A 17,484-nucleotide genomic window follows, 5' to 3' on the forward strand; every position below is an offset into this window, starting at 1 on the left:
CCGCTCGCACCGAACGGAGTGCGGGCCGAGCCGGAGGATGTCTGGGCCACGATGAGCCGCCAGGACCGGCAACGCCTCGACAAGTGGATTTGGTTCGCGCGTCTCGCCAAGACGCGCACGCTCTCTGCGAAGCTCGTCGCGTCCGGCTTCGTGCGCGTCAATGGGCATCGGGTCGAGACCCCCGCGAAGCCTCTGGCGATTGGTGACGTGGTCACTGTCGCGCTCGGGCGAACCACTCTGGTGTTGCGCGTGGAAGGCCTCGGGTCCCGCCGTGGCCCCGCTGAGGAAGCCAGGACGCTCTATACGGACCTCGCCCGCGACGACAGCCCCCTTGCTCCCGTGGACGGCAAGAGCTAAGCGCGACTGCACGCCGGTGAGGGAGTGTTCGAGCCGGTGCGCAGAAACGAGAGGCTCATGACCTACGTCGTTACTGAGAACTGCATCAAGTGCAAATACATGGACTGCGTGGAGGTATGTCCGGTCGACTGCTTCTACGAAGGCGAGAACATGCTCGTCATTCATCCGGACGAGTGCATCGATTGCGGTGTGTGCGAACCTGAATGCCCGGCCGAGGCGATCAAGCCCGATACAGAGCCCAGGCTTGAGCAGTGGCTCAAGCTCAACGCCGATTTTGCCAAGACCTGGCCGAACATCACGCAGAAGAAAGAGCCTCCTTCGGACGCGAAGGAGTTCGACGGCAAGCCCGGAAAATACGAGACATATTTCTCTCCGAATCCGGGCGAAGGGGACTGATTCTGGCTGTGCCGATGTTCCGTTACACGAGGGATCGGCGCTGTCGCCCTGGAATTCTTTTGCTTTTTTCGCGATCCTGTGATAGGTTCCGCGAATGCCGTCGCACGCGCCCGGCGTGCCGACTACTCCCGCAGGCGAGCGGTTCACAGAAGATGATGAATTGACGTGAACGTCCCACGACCAAGACGGCCCAACAGCGTCGCGGTCAGGGAATCCTGGGCGTTTGCCACAAACCGGTGAGCATGGGAGTTGGCGAAACGAAGGTTTCGCGGCGGATTGTGTGTTGTTCCTGCGGGCATCCCGTCGGAACTGGATCATGCCCTGCCGTCAGGCACGGGTGTTGTAGGAGGCCTTTCTCGCATGACGACCGCTAAGAAGTCTGCCCCGCGTCTGGGATTCAAACCCGGTGAAGCAATCGTTTATCCGGCGCACGGCGTCGGGCGCATCACCGCGATCGAAGAGCAGGAGATCGCAGGCTTCAAGCTGGAGTTGTATGTCGTCTCCTTTGAGAAGGACAAGATGGTTCTTCGCGTTCCGACCGCGAAGGCAGCCAGCGTCGGCATGCGCAAGCTGGCCGAGCCCGTCCTCGTCGGAAAGGCTCTCGAGGTCCTGACCGGGCGCGCGCGCGTGAAGCGCACCATGTGGTCCCGTCGCGCCCAGGAATACGAGGCGAAGATCAATTCCGGCGACCTGATCGCGGTGGCCGAGGTGGTCCGTGACCTCTACCGCTCCGAGGCGCAGCCGGAGCAGTCCTACAGCGAACGTCAGCTCTACGAGGCCGCCCTCGACCGGATCGTGCGCGAGATTTCCTCGGTCAACAAGATCACCGAGACCGAAGCCCTGAAGCTCATCGAGCAGAGCCTCGCGAAGTCGCCGCGGCGTACGAAAGCCACGGAAGAGCCCGAGGATCTGCAGGACGAGGCTGCCTGACGCGGCCGCTTCCTTCCCGCAATGCGCGAAAAGCCCGGCTTGGCCGGGCTTTTTGCATATCTGCACAGGCTCCCTTGCATGAGCCTGCCGTTTGGACTTCTGCAAGCAGTAGTCTCCCCTCGAAGACTCGTTTCCATCCGGGCGTGACGGCCCGTCGCAGCGCAAATCGGGTGGCGTGGCAAAAACTTGACCGTCCGCCTCGAACTTTTTGCCTCTCCGTAAGTTGCATAGGGGGCAAGGGAGGCCGCGATGGGAGAAATCTCAGGGGTACGTCGTCGTTTCGTCCGCGCCGCGATGGACGCCCCATTCCTGGAACGTGAGGAAGAACGTGAACTAGCTGTACGCTGGCGAGAGAAGAGGGACGAAGCGGCACTCCACCGCCTGACCTCGGCGCATATGCGCCTCGTGATTTCGCTCGCGACACGGTTTAGGCATTACGGGCTTCCGATGGCGGATCTCGTTCAGGAGGGGCATGTTGGCCTTCTCGAAGCGGCGGCCCGGTTCGAACCGGAACGCGACGTGCGCTTCTCCACCTACGCGACATGGTGGATCCGCGCCTCGATTCAGGACTACATCCTGCGCAACTGGTCAATCGTCCGTGGCGGCACGAGCTCGGCCCAGAAGGCGCTGTTCTTCAACCTGCGCCGTCTCCGCGCCCGGCTGACCCGAGGCGGCGAGGAGCGGATTGCCGACGAGGTGCACGGAAAGATTGCCGAGGCGATCGGCGTCTCGCGCAAGGACGTCGCGCTCATGGATGCCCGGCTCTCGGCGCCGGACACCTCCCTCAATGCGCCTATGCAGGACGCCGATTCCTCGGGTTCCACCGAGCGAGTCGAGTTTCTCGTCGACACCAGCCCGCTCCCGGACGAGAAAGTCAGCGAAGTCATCGACAACGAGCGCCGGGTACGCTGGCTCCAGCAGGCGCTCGAGGTTCTGAACGAGCGCGAGCTCAGAATCCTGCGGGCGCGCCGTCTCGACGACGAGCAGGTCACGCTCGAGTTCCTCGGAGATCGACTTGGTATCTCGAAGGAGCGCGTCCGACAGATTGAGAACCGCGCCCTCGAAAAGCTGAAGCGCGCCCTGATCGACCGCCACCCACACGCGACCGGCGCTTTCGTGTGAGGGGCGTTCAGCTTTCGAATGCAGAGCAGCCAACCTAATCCGCTGCCCTTCGGGCGTCGACCTTGCCCGCTGGGTGAGAGGTGAAGACCGTGGCGCTGCACATCACTTCGCCTCGTGTGAGAGAGGTCGCCCCGATTTGGCAGAACGAACCCAAAAGTGATGTATTCACAGTGCCATATCTTCACTTCACTCCTTGTGAGAGAGGTTGCCCCAGAGGCGGGTGAGGGGAAACGCTGCGCTTTCCGATAAGGCTCTTTACTCGACCACGATCTTATAGCGTTCGCCAGCCTTGAGCGGCACCGGGCGGTCAAGGCCGTTCAGGAGCAGGAAGCGCTCCAACGGCCGATCGGAGGCCATCCGGGCCGCCATGGTTTCAGCCGTGTCGCCCTGTGTCGCTGTGACCACCTGCAGGCGCAGTGGCCGGATCGAGGCCGCCTCTTCGGCGGACAAGGCGCGCACCGTCGGCAAGGTCCGGCGGAAGAGCGCCTCGACATCGTCCACCCCGGCCCGTGAGGCGAGAATCAGACGGAAGGTGGTGCTGCCGATCCTGACGGCGGCCAGCCTGAAGGCCCAGTCCTTGCCGCGCGACAGGGCGACGACCGCCGGCAGGCCGTTGACCATCATCGTCTCGACACTGTCGGGTTCGATTGTGTCGGACCAGGTCGATCGCAGCACCTCCTCGAGGCTCTGGCCGCTCGGCGTCTCGGTCGCATCGAAGAGCAGGCGGCGAGTCCCATCGCCGGTGGCGCCCATGACGGCCTGCGCCGTGTTCTCGAGCGTGAAACCCTCGGGCGCATCGAAGGCGACGCGTAGGCGCCCGTGCAGGAACCGGCGCCCCCGGACGACGCCGTCGGCCGGATCGTCCCCGTAGGCGAGATTGTCGATCGTTTCGAGGTAGCGCCGGCGGTCACTCTCGCCGATCCCCGGGGCGCCGCTGCGGCGCGCCGCCTGCGTCGCGAGGTGGATCCGCTCCTTCGTACTCGGATGCGTCGACAGCATGTCTCCTACGGGCCGGTCGTGATCCTCGCTGCCGCCGAGACGCCCGAGCGAGGAGAGGAAACGTGGAGCTCCGAACGGGTCGTAACCGGCCCGCGCAAGGACCTTCACACCGGCCTGATCGGCTTCGTGTTCCTGGCTCCGCGAGAAGCTCGCGAGCACGAAGCGGGATTGCTCCCGCACCACGGCAGCTTCGGCCGGATCGTTCAACACGTCCTGGGCAACCTGGCTGATCAGGGCGGAGCGGGCGACGAGCTCGTTGCGGAGCGCCGCATGGCGCAGGGTGACGTGCGCAATCTCGTGGGAGATCACGGCCGCGAGCTCGGCGGTGTCATTCGCGAGAGCAAGCAGGCCGCGCGTCAGATAGAGGCGGCGGCTCGGCAGCGCGAAAGCGTTCACGACCGGAGAGTTCAGGATCGTGACCTGGTAGGTTTCGTCCGGGCGATCGCTCGCGGCCACCAGCCGTCCGGCGATTTCGGTGGCCAGTCGCTGGGCCGCCGGTGTGCGAAGCTCACCCCCGAAGGCCGCAACGAGGCGCGCATGATCCCGATCGGCGGGTTTCTCCGCAACGGTCCGCGGTGCCGAAGGCGGAAGGGGAACGGGCGCCGTCGCGCCGACGATGGCGCAGCCGGCCAAGAGCCCGCTTGCCAGCGCGAGACAGGCCAGCCTCCCAAACGGTCTTGCGAGCGCTTTCATCGCCATAGTCCTGCCGGCGCACGGACAGCTTCGATGAAGCTCGCGAGAGGCTCCGTAAGAAAACCCTTGTTCATCATCTCGAAGGCTGCCGCCGGTCGTCCTGCAAGACCTCGATCGTTTCAGGCGCGGTGACTGTGAGCGCGGGCCCGCCTGCATTCTCCACCAGACCGCGGACCCGAACCACGCGTCCCCTCAGCGCATCCGCCGAAAGCCCCGAATCGAGGAGACGGAGCCAAGCCTTTTTCGGCAGGACGACAGTGACATCGTGAGACCAATCCGATCCGAAATTCAGATAAGTGCGACTCTGCCGCTCGCCAACGCTGCGAATCCTTCCCTCGATGAGGACGAATTCTCCAACGAGTCCAAGAAGGCGGGACAGCTCCGCAACGGAAGCGGGCTTATAGCGCTCCAGCTGCCACACACCAAGACCCTGCTGCCGAGCTTCGTTCTCGACGGCCAGGAGGTCGGTGCGGCAGAGCACGGGCGCAGCAGCCGGGTCGACCAAGGCAGGGCCTGCGGAGACGAGATCGGCAGCCAGATCGACCTCGGGAGAGGTCAGGGTTCGCAGATGCGCTTCGATCCGGTTCCAGCGGTCTCGACGGCCATTCGACTGGACGGCGAGGTCGGCGCCGGTCTGGCCGCGCAGACGGCCGAGCGCCTGCTCGCGCTCCGGGCCGGACTCGGGCAGCCGTATGTCGGCCAGTCGGGCGAGGCCAGCCCCGGCGAGCGTTAGGTCACCATTGTCGGCCACGGCCTCGAGCCGATCCGACGAGGACTCCGTAGTACACAGGGTAGTCGGGTCCCGGGCGTGAGCGCCGGAGGCGAGGACGAGCAGGAGGATCAGGGCGATCACGACAGGCATGCCGCCGCGATACACCACCCGCCCGCATAGGCGAAGGTCGAGGCGCTATGAACCGGCTCCTCCAGGTCCAAAACGAGGCGCTGCCTTGCGCCACGTCGAAACCCGCGTTGGCAGGAAGGATCGGGCGATGCTATACGGGAGCCGTGGGTCTCCGTAGCTCAGCTGGACAGAGCACAGGTTTCCTAAACCTGGGGTCGCAGGTTCGAGCCCTGCCGGGGACGCCACCCATCATCGCCATAGTGAAAGCACGCGCTAAGAATGCTTACGACAGCGTGCGCGTCCCATCCGTCGGGCGTGGAACGGTGAATCGTGAGCGGCCGGTCGCTAATCGCGATTTCCTGTAGGCGGCAGCGTGCAGGCCCTGACGTCCCGACCCTCAATCCGTTGTCGCGCCGGCCGCAGCGACGAGCTTCTCGTGTTTGGCGAGCTCGCTCTCGAAGAACTTCTCGGCCGTTGCCGGATCGCTTCCGATAATCGTCACGCCTTGCGAGGCGAATGCATCCTTCATCTTCTGCGTTGCCAGTACGGTCCTGGTTTCCGAGTAGAGCCGATCGACGAGCGGCTTTGGAAGACCTGCAGGAGCGATCATCGCGATCCAGGCATCGAAGCTGTAATCTTTCAGCCCTGACTCGGCCAATGTCGGAACGTCCGGAAGCGCCTCGATTCGTGTCGGCGTGGAGACCGCTATGGCGCGCAGCGTGCCGCTCTGAATTTGAGGAAGGGCCGCCGTCGCTGACAGAAAGCCGATCTTCACATGGCCGGCGATGAGGTCGTTGGTCAGTGGTCCCGTCCCACGGTAAGGCACATGACGCATGTCGACGCCTGCTTCCGTCGTGAACAGCACTCCTGCGAGATGCAGCGCGCTGCCATTGCCGGCCGATCCATAATCGAGGGCTCCGGGTTTCTCCTTTGCGAGAGCGATCAGGTCCCCGGCCGTTCTGACAGGCAAAGAGGGATGCGTGACGAGTACGAGCGGAACCGTGCCCACGACCGTAATCGGGGTGATGTCTTTGAGACTGTCGAACGAGATCGACTTGATGATGAACGGACTGATGACGTGGTTGGATGACGTCATGCCGATCGTGTAGCCATCCTTCTCCGCACGGATCATCTCACCGGTTCCGATCACACCGCCTGCGCCGGGCCGGTTGTCGATCACGAATTGTTGGCCCATCGTAGTGGCCAGTTCCTCGCCGAGCGCGCGGGCGACGATGTCGACGGTCGATGCCGCTGCGAGCGGAACGATCACACGGATAGGGCGGCTGGGGTATGTCTCCGCCGAAGCAAGCGATGTAGCAAACGAGAACGACAGGAGCGATGCGCCCAGGAGCAGCGTGCGCCGGATTATGTTGTTCGAAGTAACCATGAGGCTCCCTCCCGATGATGTTCGACTCATGACGAGTGTTGTTGGCGCAGCTCGTCGAACGAGACGAGCACGCCGGCTATGGCGCTGGCTGCCACCGTCGGAGGGCTTGCCAGCCAGACTTGTCCGGGGCCGGAGCGGCCCGGGAAATTGCGGTTGATCGCGCTGACCGTCACCTGGTCGGCGCGGACCGATGAGCCCGGGCCGCAATTCGCGCAGGCGCCGCAACTCGGCTCGAGCAATTCGGCGCCGACCCGGCGGAACGTGTCCAGGTAGCCTTGCTCCACGCAGTAGTCCCGGACTGCGGCCGTGCCGAACTGCAGATACAGCTTCACATGCGGAGCGACCTTGAGTCCCTGGGCGTCCGCCCAGGCGAGGACCTCGTGGTACCGATCGAAATCCTCGCGCTTGCCGGCCGTGCAGGATCCGCCATAGGCGATGTCGAATCTCACCCGCTCGGCAAGATCATCCAGCTTGATGCCGTTGCCTGGGTCTCCCGGCGCGGCGACCATAGGCACGACGCGCGCGCAGTCGACTTTGATGACGTCTGCATAATGGGCGCCGTCGTCGCTGCGCATCCAATCTTCGATCTTGAATGTGATGCCGCGGCGTTCCCGCAGAAAGCGCACCGTTTCTGCATCTGGCGCGACGATTCCCGTGAAGCCGCCAAGCTCGGCGGTCATGTTGGTGAGCGTCGCCCGCTCGTCGGTCGTGAGTTCCGATATCGCCGATCCGGCGAACTCGAACACTTTGCCGACTCCCGTGCCGGATTTCAGCGACGGCAGCGCCAGAAGGTGAAGAACGATGTCCTTGGCGGTGACGCCCCGCGGAATCGGTCCCACCAGCTCGACGCGCAGCGCTTCGGGAACGGTGAGGCGCACGGCGCCCGTCACCATGCTGTTGGCCATGTCGGTCGTGCCGACGCCGAAGGCAACACAGCCGAGTGCCCCGCTGTGAGGCGTGTGGGAATCGGTGCCGACGATCAGCTGGCCCGGCAGTGCGTAGCTCTCGGCCATCATCGCATGAGAGATGCCTTCGGACCCCTCTCCGCTGGCCAGATAGCCGTGGGAACGCAGACCATATTCAGCGACGAAGTCGCGGTGTGCCGCCGAGAGTCCACGCACTTCCGGGATCAGGCCGGCCTGGACGTGAACCGGGCTGCGATGGACATACGAGAGATGATCCTCGAAGCAGATGATGGTGCCGGAGTCCCGGAGCGGAGCGGGCTTTCCGAAGGTCTTGTGCAGGAGATGACTGCACATGCCGGTGTAGTATTCGTGGATGAACCGAAAGTCCGCCCTCACGAACCCACCGGCGCCAGGGCGCAGGACTCCGGTATCCGCAGTCTTCACTGCATGACGCGCAATGATCTTTTCGAAGAGCGTTTGTGGCTTGGCTGACTCGGCCGCCTGTTCGGGCCCGGTGTTCACCCGCGAAGTGAGAAGCCGCTGCTGGCCGTAGCGCAACAAGCCGCCGCTGCGCAGGATGGTCGCCGCGAGAGCGTCTCTCCCGGCAACGAGCTCCTCGATATCGATCTCCTCTCCCCGCGCGATGCGGTCCAGCAGACCGAAGTCGGTCGATGTGAACAGGCCGAGATTGTCCGCATTCTGCCGATAGATTCGCTCGAAGCTCTCGGCGATGACGAGACGGATCCCGGCCGCCAGTTCCGCAGCCGGACTGTGCTCACGCGATGAGCCCTTGCCGTAGCGGCGCCCGGCTACCGTGATGCCGAAGCCGCCACTCCGGATCGCATTCTCGCCGATGGGGCGGACGTCCCCTGCTTTGAAGCCCGTATAGGGATGCGCCCCGAGACGGTCGTCATAATAGACGAGCGACGGAATGGGCGTGATCTCGTCCGTCGAAATGTCGTCCCGGAGAGGAAGGGCCTCAACGAGCGTCAGCCGGCTGCCATCGAGTTGTGCCTGCACCTTCGCGGGATCGGCGCTGAGGAAAAGGGTTCGACTGTAGAAAGAAAGTTTCGTCATGGGTGGCTCTCGCGCATCATTATCGCGAGGATGCCGCACGCTGGCTTGCTAAGACAGGATGGGGGGCATCGCAGAACGCGATGGCTCAGGCTGGCCCCGGAGATGACGACACGGATGGCGCCTCAGCCCTGCAGGACATTGATAAAGGCCTGAGTGGCTGGCGGGCATGGGGTCTTCCGCAATGCGCAGATATGTAAGTTCCGCTCGCTCCAGGATTCGGCAAGCATCCGCCGGGCGAAGCGATTGGTGCCAGCATAGGCAGATGCGGCGCTCTTCGGAACGATGGCAATCCCGAGACCAGCTTCGACCATGCGGCAGACCGCATCGAAGCTGTTGACCGACACACAGATGTTGAGGGGCAGATCCGACTCTGCCGCCTTTGCGCGGATCAGGCGGTCGAGGGAGCCTCCCGCCTGGATGGTGACCATCGGGTGAGAGATCACTTCGGCGAAGGTGAGAGACTGCTTCCGTGCCGCATCATGGCCCCTCGGGAGCACCACCATCAGGGGGTCCTGTGCGAAGAACCATGCCTCGATCCCGGACGGGACCTCGAGGGCGACGCCGATGCCGACATCCGCCCGATCGTCGAGGCAGGCGCGCACCACCTCCTGCGAAGAGCATTCCTGGAGTGCCACATCGATGGCCGGATAATCGGCGCGAAACGCCCTCAGCCGTTCGGGAAGGTAGCCCACGATGGCCGACGCATTCGCGACGACCCGCAACATCCCCGAAAGCTGACCGGTCTGGGCCTGAATGTCTCGCGCGAGGGAGCGAAGGTCCGCCTCGATCCGGGTAGCGCGATCAAGCGCAATTCGCCCGGCATCGGTCAGGGCTATTCCTCGGGGTGACCGGACGAACAATGGCGCACCAAGCACCTGCTCCAGATCTGCGATCCGGCGGCTCAGGGCCGATGTCGCGATATGCTCCTTCTCGGCGGCACGCGCCAGGGAACCCTCGCGCGCCGCCGACAGGAACAAGCGCAGACTGTAGGGATCAACGCGAAGCGCCAAAGCTTTCCTCGGCCCAGGAGGGCAGAACTGCCGATATCACTCGGTGACGGCAGTAACATACGTCAACGGCCCCGCTGAAACCCTCCCGCGTCAGGATCGTTCACCCGGTTTGGCGGCAAATCAGGAGAGAGGCATGGGACGAGCGATCAGCCGCAAGAAGGCCCTCGTGGTCGAGGACGAGGAGACGCTTCGGGATCTCGCCGCCGCCATGCTCGAAGAGACCGAACTCGAAGTGGTCGAATGCGCCTCGGCCGAAGCCGCCGTGGCTTATCTGGATCGATGCGCTCCCGACGTCGCTCTGATCTTCACCGATGTATGGCTCGCAGGCGCCATGGACGGGGTTGAGCTTGCTCGTCGAGTCGGGAAGAACTGGCCTTGGGTTCGGGTCGTCGTGACCACCGGTTTCCCGGATGACCGGGTGCGGCAACTGCCCGCAAACGCAATCTTCATGTCGAAGCCCTGGCGAGCCCTCGAAATATTGATGCAGGCAGAGCGCGCCTCATTGAGGCAGTAGTCTCCACCACGATGATGCTGCGGATACTAGTCGTATTCGCAAACAGAGTTCGACCCATACGCCTCCGCTTGTGAGCGACCGGGCCTTTCGTCACGATTAGTCTATGTGAATGCCGTTGCGGAAACCCCCTGTAGGATGACCTCAGTCAGGGCAGGCCGTCGAGCCGCCCGGTTGAGGTTGCCGAGCAGACATGAAAGTACGAATCCGTAGAAGTTGCGTCGCTCGGGGCAGAGGGTCCTCGGGACGGTCACACCTGCTTGCGACGAGCACGCTCGTCATCCGCTTCGGCCTGTGCCGTGTTCCTCCCAGGATTCGGGCACGGAACGCAGTCGTGTCCGTCGGTGTTGCATGACATCGGGATCTGCACCGAAGGAACAGGCACATAAGCCTGCCACGTTCTCCCGATCCGAATTGCTTGGCGCTCTGCCGCATCTGCGCGCCTTCGCGATCTCGTTGACCGGCAATGTCGATGCCGCCGACGATCTCGTTCAGGACACGCTCGTGCGCGCTCTGTCGAAGGATCACCTGTTCACGCCGGGCACCTGCCTGCAGGCGTGGCTCTTCACCATCCTGCGCAATCTGTTCCATACGCATCATCGGCGATGCCGTCGCGAGATGGAGGATCCCGACGGCAACCACGCACGGCGCCTCTCCGTCATGCCGAACCAGGTCGGGGTGATCGAGTTCGGCGAGCTTCGCGAGGCGCTGGCGCAATTGCCCGCGGAACAGCGCGAGGCGCTTCTGCTCGTGACCGCAGAGGACTTTTCCTATGAGGAGGCGGCGCGCATCACCGGCGCGCAGATCGGTACCATCAAGAGCCGCGTGAATCGCGCACGCAACCGGCTCGCCGAGATCATGCAACTCGACGATCTCGACGAAATTGGTCCCGACCGTGTCGTGCGGGCTATTCTTTACAGCCCTCACACGGGAAGATGAATCCTGTCGGGCCATGATGCGGATCAACGTGAGAGGCGCGCAACGATTCGCATCGACAGACAGGAGCCCGGGCGAGCCGGTCAGAAACGAGCCGCAGTGCTGCGGTTGCCGAAGCGGCAATCCGTCAAGTGCCTTCTCGTTTCCTCGCGACTGGAAGGACACCTCATCGCGCCGTCGTCGTGGGCTCGCTGCCGGCAATCTGCCGTGCCCCGGGTGGAAGCTGCAATTCCTTCGTGATCGTGATCTGCCCGATCGGTTCTGCAAGGGAGCTTCCGCCGACGAAAAGCTGGATGGCTCCGGCTTCGACGACATAGGTCCCGTCGTCGCGATGGAATCCCAGATCGCGGACCGGGACGGACAGGACGACCGAGCGTTGCTCGCCTGCCTGCAGCGCAACCTTCCGGAAGGCTTTGAGTTCACGCAGCGGCCGAGAGCGGCTCGCAACCGGATCACGGATATAAAGCTGCACGACTTCCTGCCCGGGCCGCGCACCGGCATTCCGCAGAGTGACCGTCACTGCGAGAGTATCACTGGGCGTCAGCATCGTGTCCGCGATGGACGAACCGAGATATTCGAAGCGGCTGTAGCCGAGCCCATATCCGAAGGGGAACAGCGGCGTCACCGCCTCGTCGATGTAGTTCAGGGTGAACCGATTGTTCTCCAGTGTCGGTCGCCCGCTCGGAAGCCTGTTGTAGTAGATCGGGATCTGGCCGACGCTGCGAGGCCAACTCACGGGCAGCTTTCCGCTCGGTGTGACATCGCCGAAAAGAACATCCGCGACGGCGGAGCCGCCCTCGGTCCCCGGATACCAGGCCATCAGGATGGCCGGGATCGTCTCGGCGAGGTCGTCGAGAATCAAAGGGCGCCCGGCGACGAGCACGAGCGCCATGGGCTTTCCGAGTTCGGCCAGAGCGCGCAGGATCGCGGGCTGCCGGCCGTTCAAGCCGAGGTGAGCCCGCGAGGCGGCCTCTCCCGAAAGAGTCTCCGGCTCACCGAACACCGCAATGACGAGATCCGCCTGCCGGGCCGCCTCGAGTGCCTCGGCAAACCCGTCGTCGCGGGAACAGAGCCGGTCGCAAGCCGCGTGATACGAGACCGCGATCCCGCTCGATCGGGCACGCCACTTTATACCTTCGAGGATCGTAACGCTGTCCGAAGCATGCGCACGCGCCGCATGAGGCCCGAGCTGGTCGCGAGGCGCATCGGCCAAGGGGCCGATTACCGCTATGCGGCGGACGTCCGGTCCGATCGGCAGGACATCGCCCCGGTTGTGCAGGAGAACGAGCGTCTCGCGTGCGACCGCGCGGCTCGCCGCACGGGCCTCGGCGGATGGAAAGACTGCATCGACGTGGGCGGGATCCGCATCCGGACGGTCGAACAGGCCAAGGCGAAACTTCACGCGCAGCACTCGGCGCGCGGCTTCGTCGACGGCCTCGATCGGAACCCGTCCTGCACGGACCTCGTCGGGAATGTGCTGGATGTAGAGCTCTCCCATCATGTCCATGTCGACGCCGGCGAGCAGAGCTTTGCGTGCGGCCTCGGCCTCGGTCGCGGCCACGCCGTGGCCGAGCAGCTCGTGAATTCCCGCCCAATCGGACGTCACGAAGCCATCGAAGCCGATCTCGTCGCGCAGCACCTTTTCGAGAAGCCAGGAATTGGCGGTTACCGGAACGCCGTTCAGCGCAGTGAAGGCAGCCATCACGCTCACGGAGCCGGCGGCAAAGGCGGCCCGGAACGGCGGGAGATAGAGGTCGCGCAACTCGGCCGGAGGGATGGAGGACGCGTCGTAATCGCGCCCGCCCTGCGGCGCCCCGTAGCCGGCGAAATGTTTCACGGCCGTCGCAAGCCCGCCCTGGCGGAAGCCCTCCACGCGGGCTGCGGTCAGGACGGCCCCGAGATGCGGATCTTCCCCGAAGCCCTCGACGATCCGGCCCCACCTGATGTCACGGGACAGGTCGGCCATCGGCGCAAAAGTCCATTGCACGCCGATATGAGAGGCCTCCCGCGCGGCCCAGGCCGCGGCCTCGCGGGAGCGCTCCGGATTGAAGGCAGCCGCCTCGCCGAGAGGGATGGGGAACTGCGTGCGAAAGCCATGCAGGACGTCGAGGCCGAACAGCGGCGGGATTCCGAGACGCGATTGCCGGGCAAGCGCCTGCGCCCTGGCGATGTCTCCCGCGGCATTGAAGTTGAGGAGCGCGCCGATGCGCCCCTCCGAGATCTCGTTCCATTTCAGGGGCGGGCCGTGCGAGACGAGATTGAGTTGTCCGATCTTCTCCTCGAGGGTCATTCGCCGGAGGAGGTCCTCCACTTGCGTCTCGACAACATCGTCCCGCGCCGTCGCGGGCCATCCCGAAACCGCAGGGTCGGCTTTGCTTTCCTGGGAGACGATGGGCGAATTGAACGGGAGCGTCGCGAGGATCACGACGAGAGCACGGGCGAAGCGAAGCGGCAACGGAGATCCCTCGATGACCCTCCGGAGATAGAGCGGCGCCCGTCGAAGTGCGATTCCTCTCCGGGGCTGAGGACTTGCGACGCTCGGCTACGCATGACAAGCCGGATCGTGGCGGGGAGGAGCCTCTTGGGCTCGGCCCCGGGTGCGGGATGTGCAGCCGTGCGGAAATCAATGGCGCTTCCTACACGAAGGCCCAGAATCGTTCATGTGTGGTGCAATTCACGGATCCGGGGGACGCTCCGTGCGTATATCTTCATGAGTCGACGGTCGTGTGGCGTGCGAGGCGCAGGATGAGGCGTCATCGGGATACGAGAACTGTCCTTACGGCCGCGTGGGGTGGAGTCGCGCTTGCAGGGCTTCTGCTCATCCTCCTGATCGCCACCGGCGCACCCGGACCGGTGCTGGTCGGGTTGGGACTTCTCCTCGTTATCGGGGCAGGGGCCGCTTTCCTGTGGCAGAGGCGGCTCCTCACGGTCGAGAGGGCGGGATTCGGGCAGATCGCAGAGAGTGTGCAGGCTCTCGCTTGGATCGTTGGCCAAGATGGCCGCATCATTCATGCGAATAGCCGGGCCTCCGCGTTCACGGGCCCCGCTCCGGCCGGCGACGCCATCCTGCAGAGCCTCGTCGACCCGGCCGATTCGCGGTTTCGGGGTGCCCTGCCGCGTCTTCTGGGAGAGGGGCGTCCCCTCTCCCTCGAAGCCGGACTCAGGCACCGGGATGGGTCCATCCAACCGTTCGTCTTCACGGGTACCCCGCTGTCGTCCTCCGGAGACGGGAGGATCGATGCCGTCCTGATCACGGCCTTGGAGCCGGCCGCGCCCGTGGCGGAAGCAGAACCCGGCATCGAAGCGACCACCCTTTCGGAAGAGCCAGCCCCCGACGAAGCGGCGCCGCTTCCGGCCGACGATCGGCTTCGCTGGTCGCAGAAATTCGACGCTCTGACGCGGCTGACCGGAGGCCTGGCGCACGATCTGAACAACCGCCTGATGGTCATTACCGCAAGCATCGATTCGGTCGCGAAACACATCAAGGATCGTCCCGATCTGCGCCGGCGTCTCGTCTCGGCCCTGGTTGCGGCCGACCAGGCCGAGGCCTTGATTTCCAAACTGCTCGCTTTCGCGCGACAGCACGAATCACAGGCGCAATACATCGATACGGCCGAACAGCTCGGCTCCATTGCGACATTGCTGGAGCGTTCCTTCCCGGGACATTCCGCGGAACTCGTCATGACGGTCGACGAGGATCTCTGGCCCGTGAAGGTGGATCCCGATCGCCTCGAGACCGCCATCGTGAACCTCGCCGTCAATGCCCGGGAGACCATGAGGGAAGGCGGCACCGTGCATCTGGACGCGCACAACGCCGTCATCCGGCGCGGCTCCCTTTCCGATCCCGAGCTGAGCGGCGAATTCGTCGAGATCCGGGTCAGCCAGAGTCCCGCCGGGCGAGCGGCTGATATCCAAAGCGAGCCGGAACAGGCCGCCGTGATCGCGGGGGCTCCGGGAATGCAGCTGATTCAGGATTTCGCGAGGCAACACGGCGGAATCGTCGAAATCACGAGCCGAGAGGGAGAGGGGGCGTCCGTGTCTCTCGTCCTGCCGCGTTCGGATCTGCCGGCGCGGATCGGCGGGAAGCCTCGCGCCGAAGACCTCGTCGAGGACGAGGAGGAGACGGAGCCCGCGGCAGAGGTCCTCGTCGTTGACGACGAGGAGGAGGTCGCTCTTGCGATGCAGGGGCTCCTTGAACGGGCGGGATACGCGACCCGCGTTGCGATCGGAGCCGACCGGGCGATCGAGTCCATCGCGGCCCGGCGGCCTGCCGTCGTTCTCACGGACGTGACCATGTCCGGGAAGTTGGACGGGATCGCGCTGGCTCATCTCATCCGCGATCGCGATCCGACCCTCCCGGTGGTTCTGATCACTGGCAATCCGATGGTTCACGCGCGGGAATGCCCCTTCCCGGTCCTCCACAAGCCCATCTCGAGCCGTGACCTCCATGCCGCCCTTCAGAGGCAACTGCAGCCCTCTGAAGATCAGAAGGTCTTGCCGTTCTCGCGGAGACCGGCGTAGCAAGCACGCCAGATGGAACTACACGGCCGATAGCGCGATGGGCAGCCGTTCCGGTGCCGTGCGGGCTGCCTCCGCAAGCGCTGCAAACAGGCGCTGCTGCGGCTTCTTCCAGACGAGCAGCTCGGGGTGCCATTGCACGCCGACGAGGAAGGGCGCGCCCGAATCCTCGACGGCTTGCACGATCCCACTCTCGTCGCGGGCGACGATCGCGAGGCCACGTCCGAGCCGGTCCACCGATTGGTGATGGAGTGCGTTCACCCGGCAGGGATCACACCGCATGATGGCGTCGAGCCGGCTGCCCTTAGTGATGTAAATGGTCTTGCGAGGCAGCACGGTTCGCATCCGCGGCGCCTGCGCATAGACCTCGTGAATGTCCGCGTGGAGCGTCCCGCCGAGGGCGACATTGATCATCTGCGAGCCGCGGCAAATCCCGAGGATCGGCAGGCGCGCCGGAATGGCAGCCTCGAGGAGATGCAGTTCCAACCGGTCCCGCTCCGGATCGATCCGCACATCGGGAAGCACCTGCCCGCCATAGATCTCGGCGCCGATATCGTCGCCGCCGCCGATCACGAGTCCGGCCAGCGGCTCGGCGGGGGAAGGCGCTCCGCTCACGAGCCGGATCGCGCGGGCGCCGGCGCGCCTGAGCGCGAGCCGGTGCATCAGGTAGCTTCTCCAGCCTCCTCTTTTCGAGGTCGTGACGCCGATGAGGGGACTCGCCATCAGAATGCGATCCGCTCCACGGTATCGCCCCAGCTCTTCTCCTCGCCCTCGTATGCAAGGAAGGCGAGGCCGACGCTCTCGAGGCGCTCGCGGTCGGACGCGAGCCGCTCGACGGCAACCCAGCGGTTCCAGTCGGGAGCCACGCTCCAGCCCGGATCGCTCACGCGGGCATCGGGCAGGCGGTAATGGAAGGCGGGCCGGCCATTGATCTTCTCAGTTGGCAGCGCCGCCCGAACCCTCGCCTCATCGAGATGGAGGAGGAGTGGCAGCATGTCGAGGTCGCGGTTCCGGGTCGGGTTGAACGCGAGATAATCGTCGATGAAGCCCGGAAGCTCCGGCCAGTAGTCGGGCGCCACGAGCAGGCGTGCATATTCAGTGGGGAACGGATCCGCAAAGCCCAGCAGGGCGCGTGTCGTATCGGGCGCCACGACTCTGCGAAGCCATGCATTGAGAAGCACGAAGGCCTTCAGGATTGCGATGATCGACGGGGCGTCCGACCGGGGAATTTCCGGGTTGAAATGCAGGCCGAAGGCATAGAGCGGGGCGTCCTGCGTGCCGCGTGCACCGGCCTCGCGAAGGATCTGAAGGAGGCCATCGGCCTCGTGGAGGCGATCCATCGGGATCGGGGACGTCACCAGCTCGCAGGGGATCAGAAAGCTCGCCGCCGAGCCGAACCAGGCGGCGATCTTCGGCATGACGCCGCCGAGGAGCCCCGGCTTCTTGCCGGGATGGACGATTCGGCTGTCGAGTTCGACGCGGATCCGGCCGAGGCTCGAATCCTCGAGGCGGAATGAGTGCGGATCCTCTTGGACGACACGCCCGCCAAGCGCGTCGGATAGACGCTTGGCGATGCTCTCGGCCGTCGGTCCGACGAACTCGATCTCCACTCCGACGCCCCGCACCGCACCGGATTCCGTGTGGAGGATCGGGGGCAGAAGAAAATCTGCGGGAGTAGGAAGCAGGGGCGCCGCCTGCGCCATCGGTGACCTCGTCGCTGCGACCACACGGGGCAGATGGGCAACGGACGCTGTCCTGCAGAGTTCCGTGGTCTGTGCCATGCACGGTGTCTCTCCCCCCAC

Annotated in this window: 15 protein-coding genes and 1 tRNA gene; 8 read left to right on the top strand and 8 right to left on the bottom strand. The window is 64.7% G+C overall.

Annotation, left to right across the window (positions count from 1 at the left end):
• Positions 1 to 51 precede the first annotated feature (51 nt).
• The 4 genes from BN1233_RS02845 (at position 52) to BN1233_RS02860 (ending at position 2,805) form a co-directional block, all read left to right on the top strand.
• Positions 52 to 357 (top strand): RNA-binding S4 domain-containing protein, encoded by a 306-nt coding sequence (locus tag BN1233_RS02845; protein WP_046862414.1) that lies wholly within the window; start codon positions 52 to 54, stop codon positions 355 to 357.
• Between the two features lie 57 nt (positions 358 to 414).
• Entirely contained in the window at positions 415 to 753 is a 339-nt protein-coding gene (fdxA, locus tag BN1233_RS02850; RefSeq protein WP_046861927.1) for a ferredoxin FdxA, read from the top strand.
• Between the two features lie 360 nt (positions 754 to 1,113).
• Positions 1,114 to 1,683 carry a CarD family transcriptional regulator gene (locus BN1233_RS02855; protein WP_046861928.1) on the top strand — a complete coding sequence of 190 codons (570 nt, stop codon included), beginning with the start codon at positions 1,114 to 1,116 and terminating at the stop codon, positions 1,681 to 1,683.
• 249 nt (positions 1,684 to 1,932) lie between these two features.
• Complete coding sequence (locus BN1233_RS02860; protein WP_046861929.1) at positions 1,933 to 2,805, top strand: RNA polymerase factor sigma-32; 873 nt, start codon at positions 1,933 to 1,935, stop codon at positions 2,803 to 2,805.
• Between the two features lie 255 nt (positions 2,806 to 3,060).
• Here the strand turns inward: BN1233_RS02860 and BN1233_RS02865 are convergent, their stop codons facing one another.
• Positions 3,061 to 4,497 carry a M48 family metalloprotease gene (locus BN1233_RS02865; RefSeq protein ID WP_046862415.1) on the bottom strand — a complete coding sequence of 479 codons (1,437 nt, stop codon included), beginning with the start codon at positions 4,495 to 4,497 and terminating at the stop codon, positions 3,061 to 3,063.
• Between the two features lie 73 nt (positions 4,498 to 4,570).
• On the bottom strand, positions 4,571 to 5,359 hold the full coding sequence (locus tag BN1233_RS02870) for a hypothetical protein (RefSeq protein ID WP_074078249.1): 789 nt from the start codon (positions 5,357 to 5,359) through the stop codon (positions 4,571 to 4,573).
• Positions 5,360 to 5,506: 147 nt separating this feature from the next.
• On the opposite strand from BN1233_RS02870, the gene BN1233_RS02875 reads away from it, so the two are divergent.
• Positions 5,507 to 5,583 (top strand) — tRNA-Arg (locus BN1233_RS02875).
• A gap of 152 nt (positions 5,584 to 5,735) precedes the next feature.
• Here BN1233_RS02875 and BN1233_RS02880 read toward each other — a convergent pair.
• The 3 genes from BN1233_RS02880 to BN1233_RS02890 form a co-directional block, all read right to left on the bottom strand.
• A complete protein-coding gene (locus BN1233_RS02880; protein WP_052763681.1) occupies positions 5,736 to 6,725 on the bottom strand; it encodes a Bug family tripartite tricarboxylate transporter substrate binding protein in 990 nt (329 codons plus the stop codon).
• 26 nt (positions 6,726 to 6,751) lie between these two features.
• Positions 6,752 to 8,707: an aconitase family protein gene (locus BN1233_RS02885; RefSeq protein WP_046861930.1), complete on the bottom strand. Its 1,956-nt coding sequence runs from the start codon at positions 8,705 to 8,707 to the stop codon at positions 6,752 to 6,754.
• A gap of 122 nt (positions 8,708 to 8,829) precedes the next feature.
• Complete coding sequence (locus BN1233_RS02890; RefSeq protein ID WP_046861931.1) at positions 8,830 to 9,717, bottom strand: LysR family transcriptional regulator; 888 nt, start codon at positions 9,715 to 9,717, stop codon at positions 8,830 to 8,832.
• A gap of 133 nt (positions 9,718 to 9,850) precedes the next feature.
• Here BN1233_RS02890 and BN1233_RS02895 point away from each other — a divergent pair, with 133 nt between their 5' ends.
• Both BN1233_RS02895 and BN1233_RS02900 read left to right on the top strand, forming a co-directional pair.
• The gene (locus BN1233_RS02895; RefSeq protein ID WP_046861932.1) at positions 9,851 to 10,231 is read left to right on the top strand and encodes a response regulator; all 381 of its coding nucleotides are present in this window, start codon (positions 9,851 to 9,853) and stop codon (positions 10,229 to 10,231) included.
• Positions 10,232 to 10,579: 348 nt separating this feature from the next.
• On the top strand, positions 10,580 to 11,167 hold the full coding sequence (locus tag BN1233_RS02900) for a sigma-70 family RNA polymerase sigma factor (protein WP_082145107.1): 588 nt from the start codon (positions 10,580 to 10,582) through the stop codon (positions 11,165 to 11,167).
• 163 nt (positions 11,168 to 11,330) lie between these two features.
• On the opposite strand, the gene BN1233_RS02905 is transcribed toward BN1233_RS02900, so the two are convergent.
• Positions 11,331 to 13,619, bottom strand: coding sequence for a glycoside hydrolase family 3 N-terminal domain-containing protein (locus BN1233_RS02905; RefSeq protein WP_244470841.1), 2,289 nt, complete (start codon positions 13,617 to 13,619; stop codon positions 11,331 to 11,333).
• Between the two features lie 290 nt (positions 13,620 to 13,909).
• On the opposite strand from BN1233_RS02905, the gene BN1233_RS02910 reads away from it, so the two are divergent.
• Positions 13,910 to 15,685 (top strand): response regulator, encoded by a 1,776-nt coding sequence (locus BN1233_RS02910; RefSeq protein ID WP_187144242.1) that lies wholly within the window; start codon positions 13,910 to 13,912, stop codon positions 15,683 to 15,685.
• 18 nt (positions 15,686 to 15,703) lie between these two features.
• Here BN1233_RS02910 and BN1233_RS02915 read toward each other — a convergent pair whose 3' ends face one another.
• Together BN1233_RS02915 and BN1233_RS02920 are read right to left on the bottom strand one after the other, a co-directional pair.
• A complete protein-coding gene (locus BN1233_RS02915) occupies positions 15,704 to 16,405 on the bottom strand; it encodes a gamma-glutamyl-gamma-aminobutyrate hydrolase family protein (protein WP_046861934.1) in 702 nt (233 codons plus the stop codon).
• On the bottom strand, positions 16,405 to 17,463 hold the full coding sequence (locus tag BN1233_RS02920; protein ID WP_082145109.1) for an amidoligase family protein: 1,059 nt from the start codon (positions 17,461 to 17,463) through the stop codon (positions 16,405 to 16,407). Before BN1233_RS02920 ends, BN1233_RS02915 begins: the two co-directional genes overlap by 1 nt.
• Between the last annotated feature and the right edge of the window lie 21 nt (positions 17,464 to 17,484).

Source organism: Microvirga massiliensis, from assembly GCF_001006805.1.
Classification (GTDB): Bacteria; Pseudomonadota; Alphaproteobacteria; order Rhizobiales; family Beijerinckiaceae; genus Microvirga; species Microvirga massiliensis.

Coding starts and splice junctions, on each gene's coding strand:
- BN1233_RS02845 (WP_046862414.1), top strand. CDS start 52: ATGAGCCGCCAGGACCGGCAACGCCTCGACAAGTGGATTTGGTTCGCG.
- fdxA (WP_046861927.1), top strand. CDS start 415: ATGACCTACGTCGTTACTGAGAACTGCATCAAGTGCAAATACATGGAC.
- BN1233_RS02855 (WP_046861928.1), top strand. CDS start 1,114: ATGACGACCGCTAAGAAGTCTGCCCCGCGTCTGGGATTCAAACCCGGT.
- BN1233_RS02860 (WP_046861929.1), top strand. CDS start 1,933: ATGGGAGAAATCTCAGGGGTACGTCGTCGTTTCGTCCGCGCCGCGATG.
- BN1233_RS02865 (WP_046862415.1), bottom strand. CDS start 4,497: ATGAAAGCGCTCGCAAGACCGTTTGGGAGGCTGGCCTGTCTCGCGCTG.
- BN1233_RS02870 (WP_074078249.1), bottom strand. CDS start 5,359: ATGCCTGTCGTGATCGCCCTGATCCTCCTGCTCGTCCTCGCCTCCGGC.
- BN1233_RS02880 (WP_052763681.1), bottom strand. CDS start 6,725: ATGGTTACTTCGAACAACATAATCCGGCGCACGCTGCTCCTGGGCGCA.
- BN1233_RS02885 (WP_046861930.1), bottom strand. CDS start 8,707: ATGACGAAACTTTCTTTCTACAGTCGAACCCTTTTCCTCAGCGCCGAT.
- BN1233_RS02895 (WP_046861932.1), top strand. CDS start 9,851: ATGGGACGAGCGATCAGCCGCAAGAAGGCCCTCGTGGTCGAGGACGAG.
- BN1233_RS02900 (WP_082145107.1), top strand. CDS start 10,580: ATGACATCGGGATCTGCACCGAAGGAACAGGCACATAAGCCTGCCACG.
- BN1233_RS02910 (WP_187144242.1), top strand. CDS start 13,910: ATGAGGCGTCATCGGGATACGAGAACTGTCCTTACGGCCGCGTGGGGT.
- BN1233_RS02915 (WP_046861934.1), bottom strand. CDS start 16,405: ATGGCGAGTCCCCTCATCGGCGTCACGACCTCGAAAAGAGGAGGCTGG.
- BN1233_RS02920 (WP_082145109.1), bottom strand. CDS start 17,463: ATGGCACAGACCACGGAACTCTGCAGGACAGCGTCCGTTGCCCATCTG.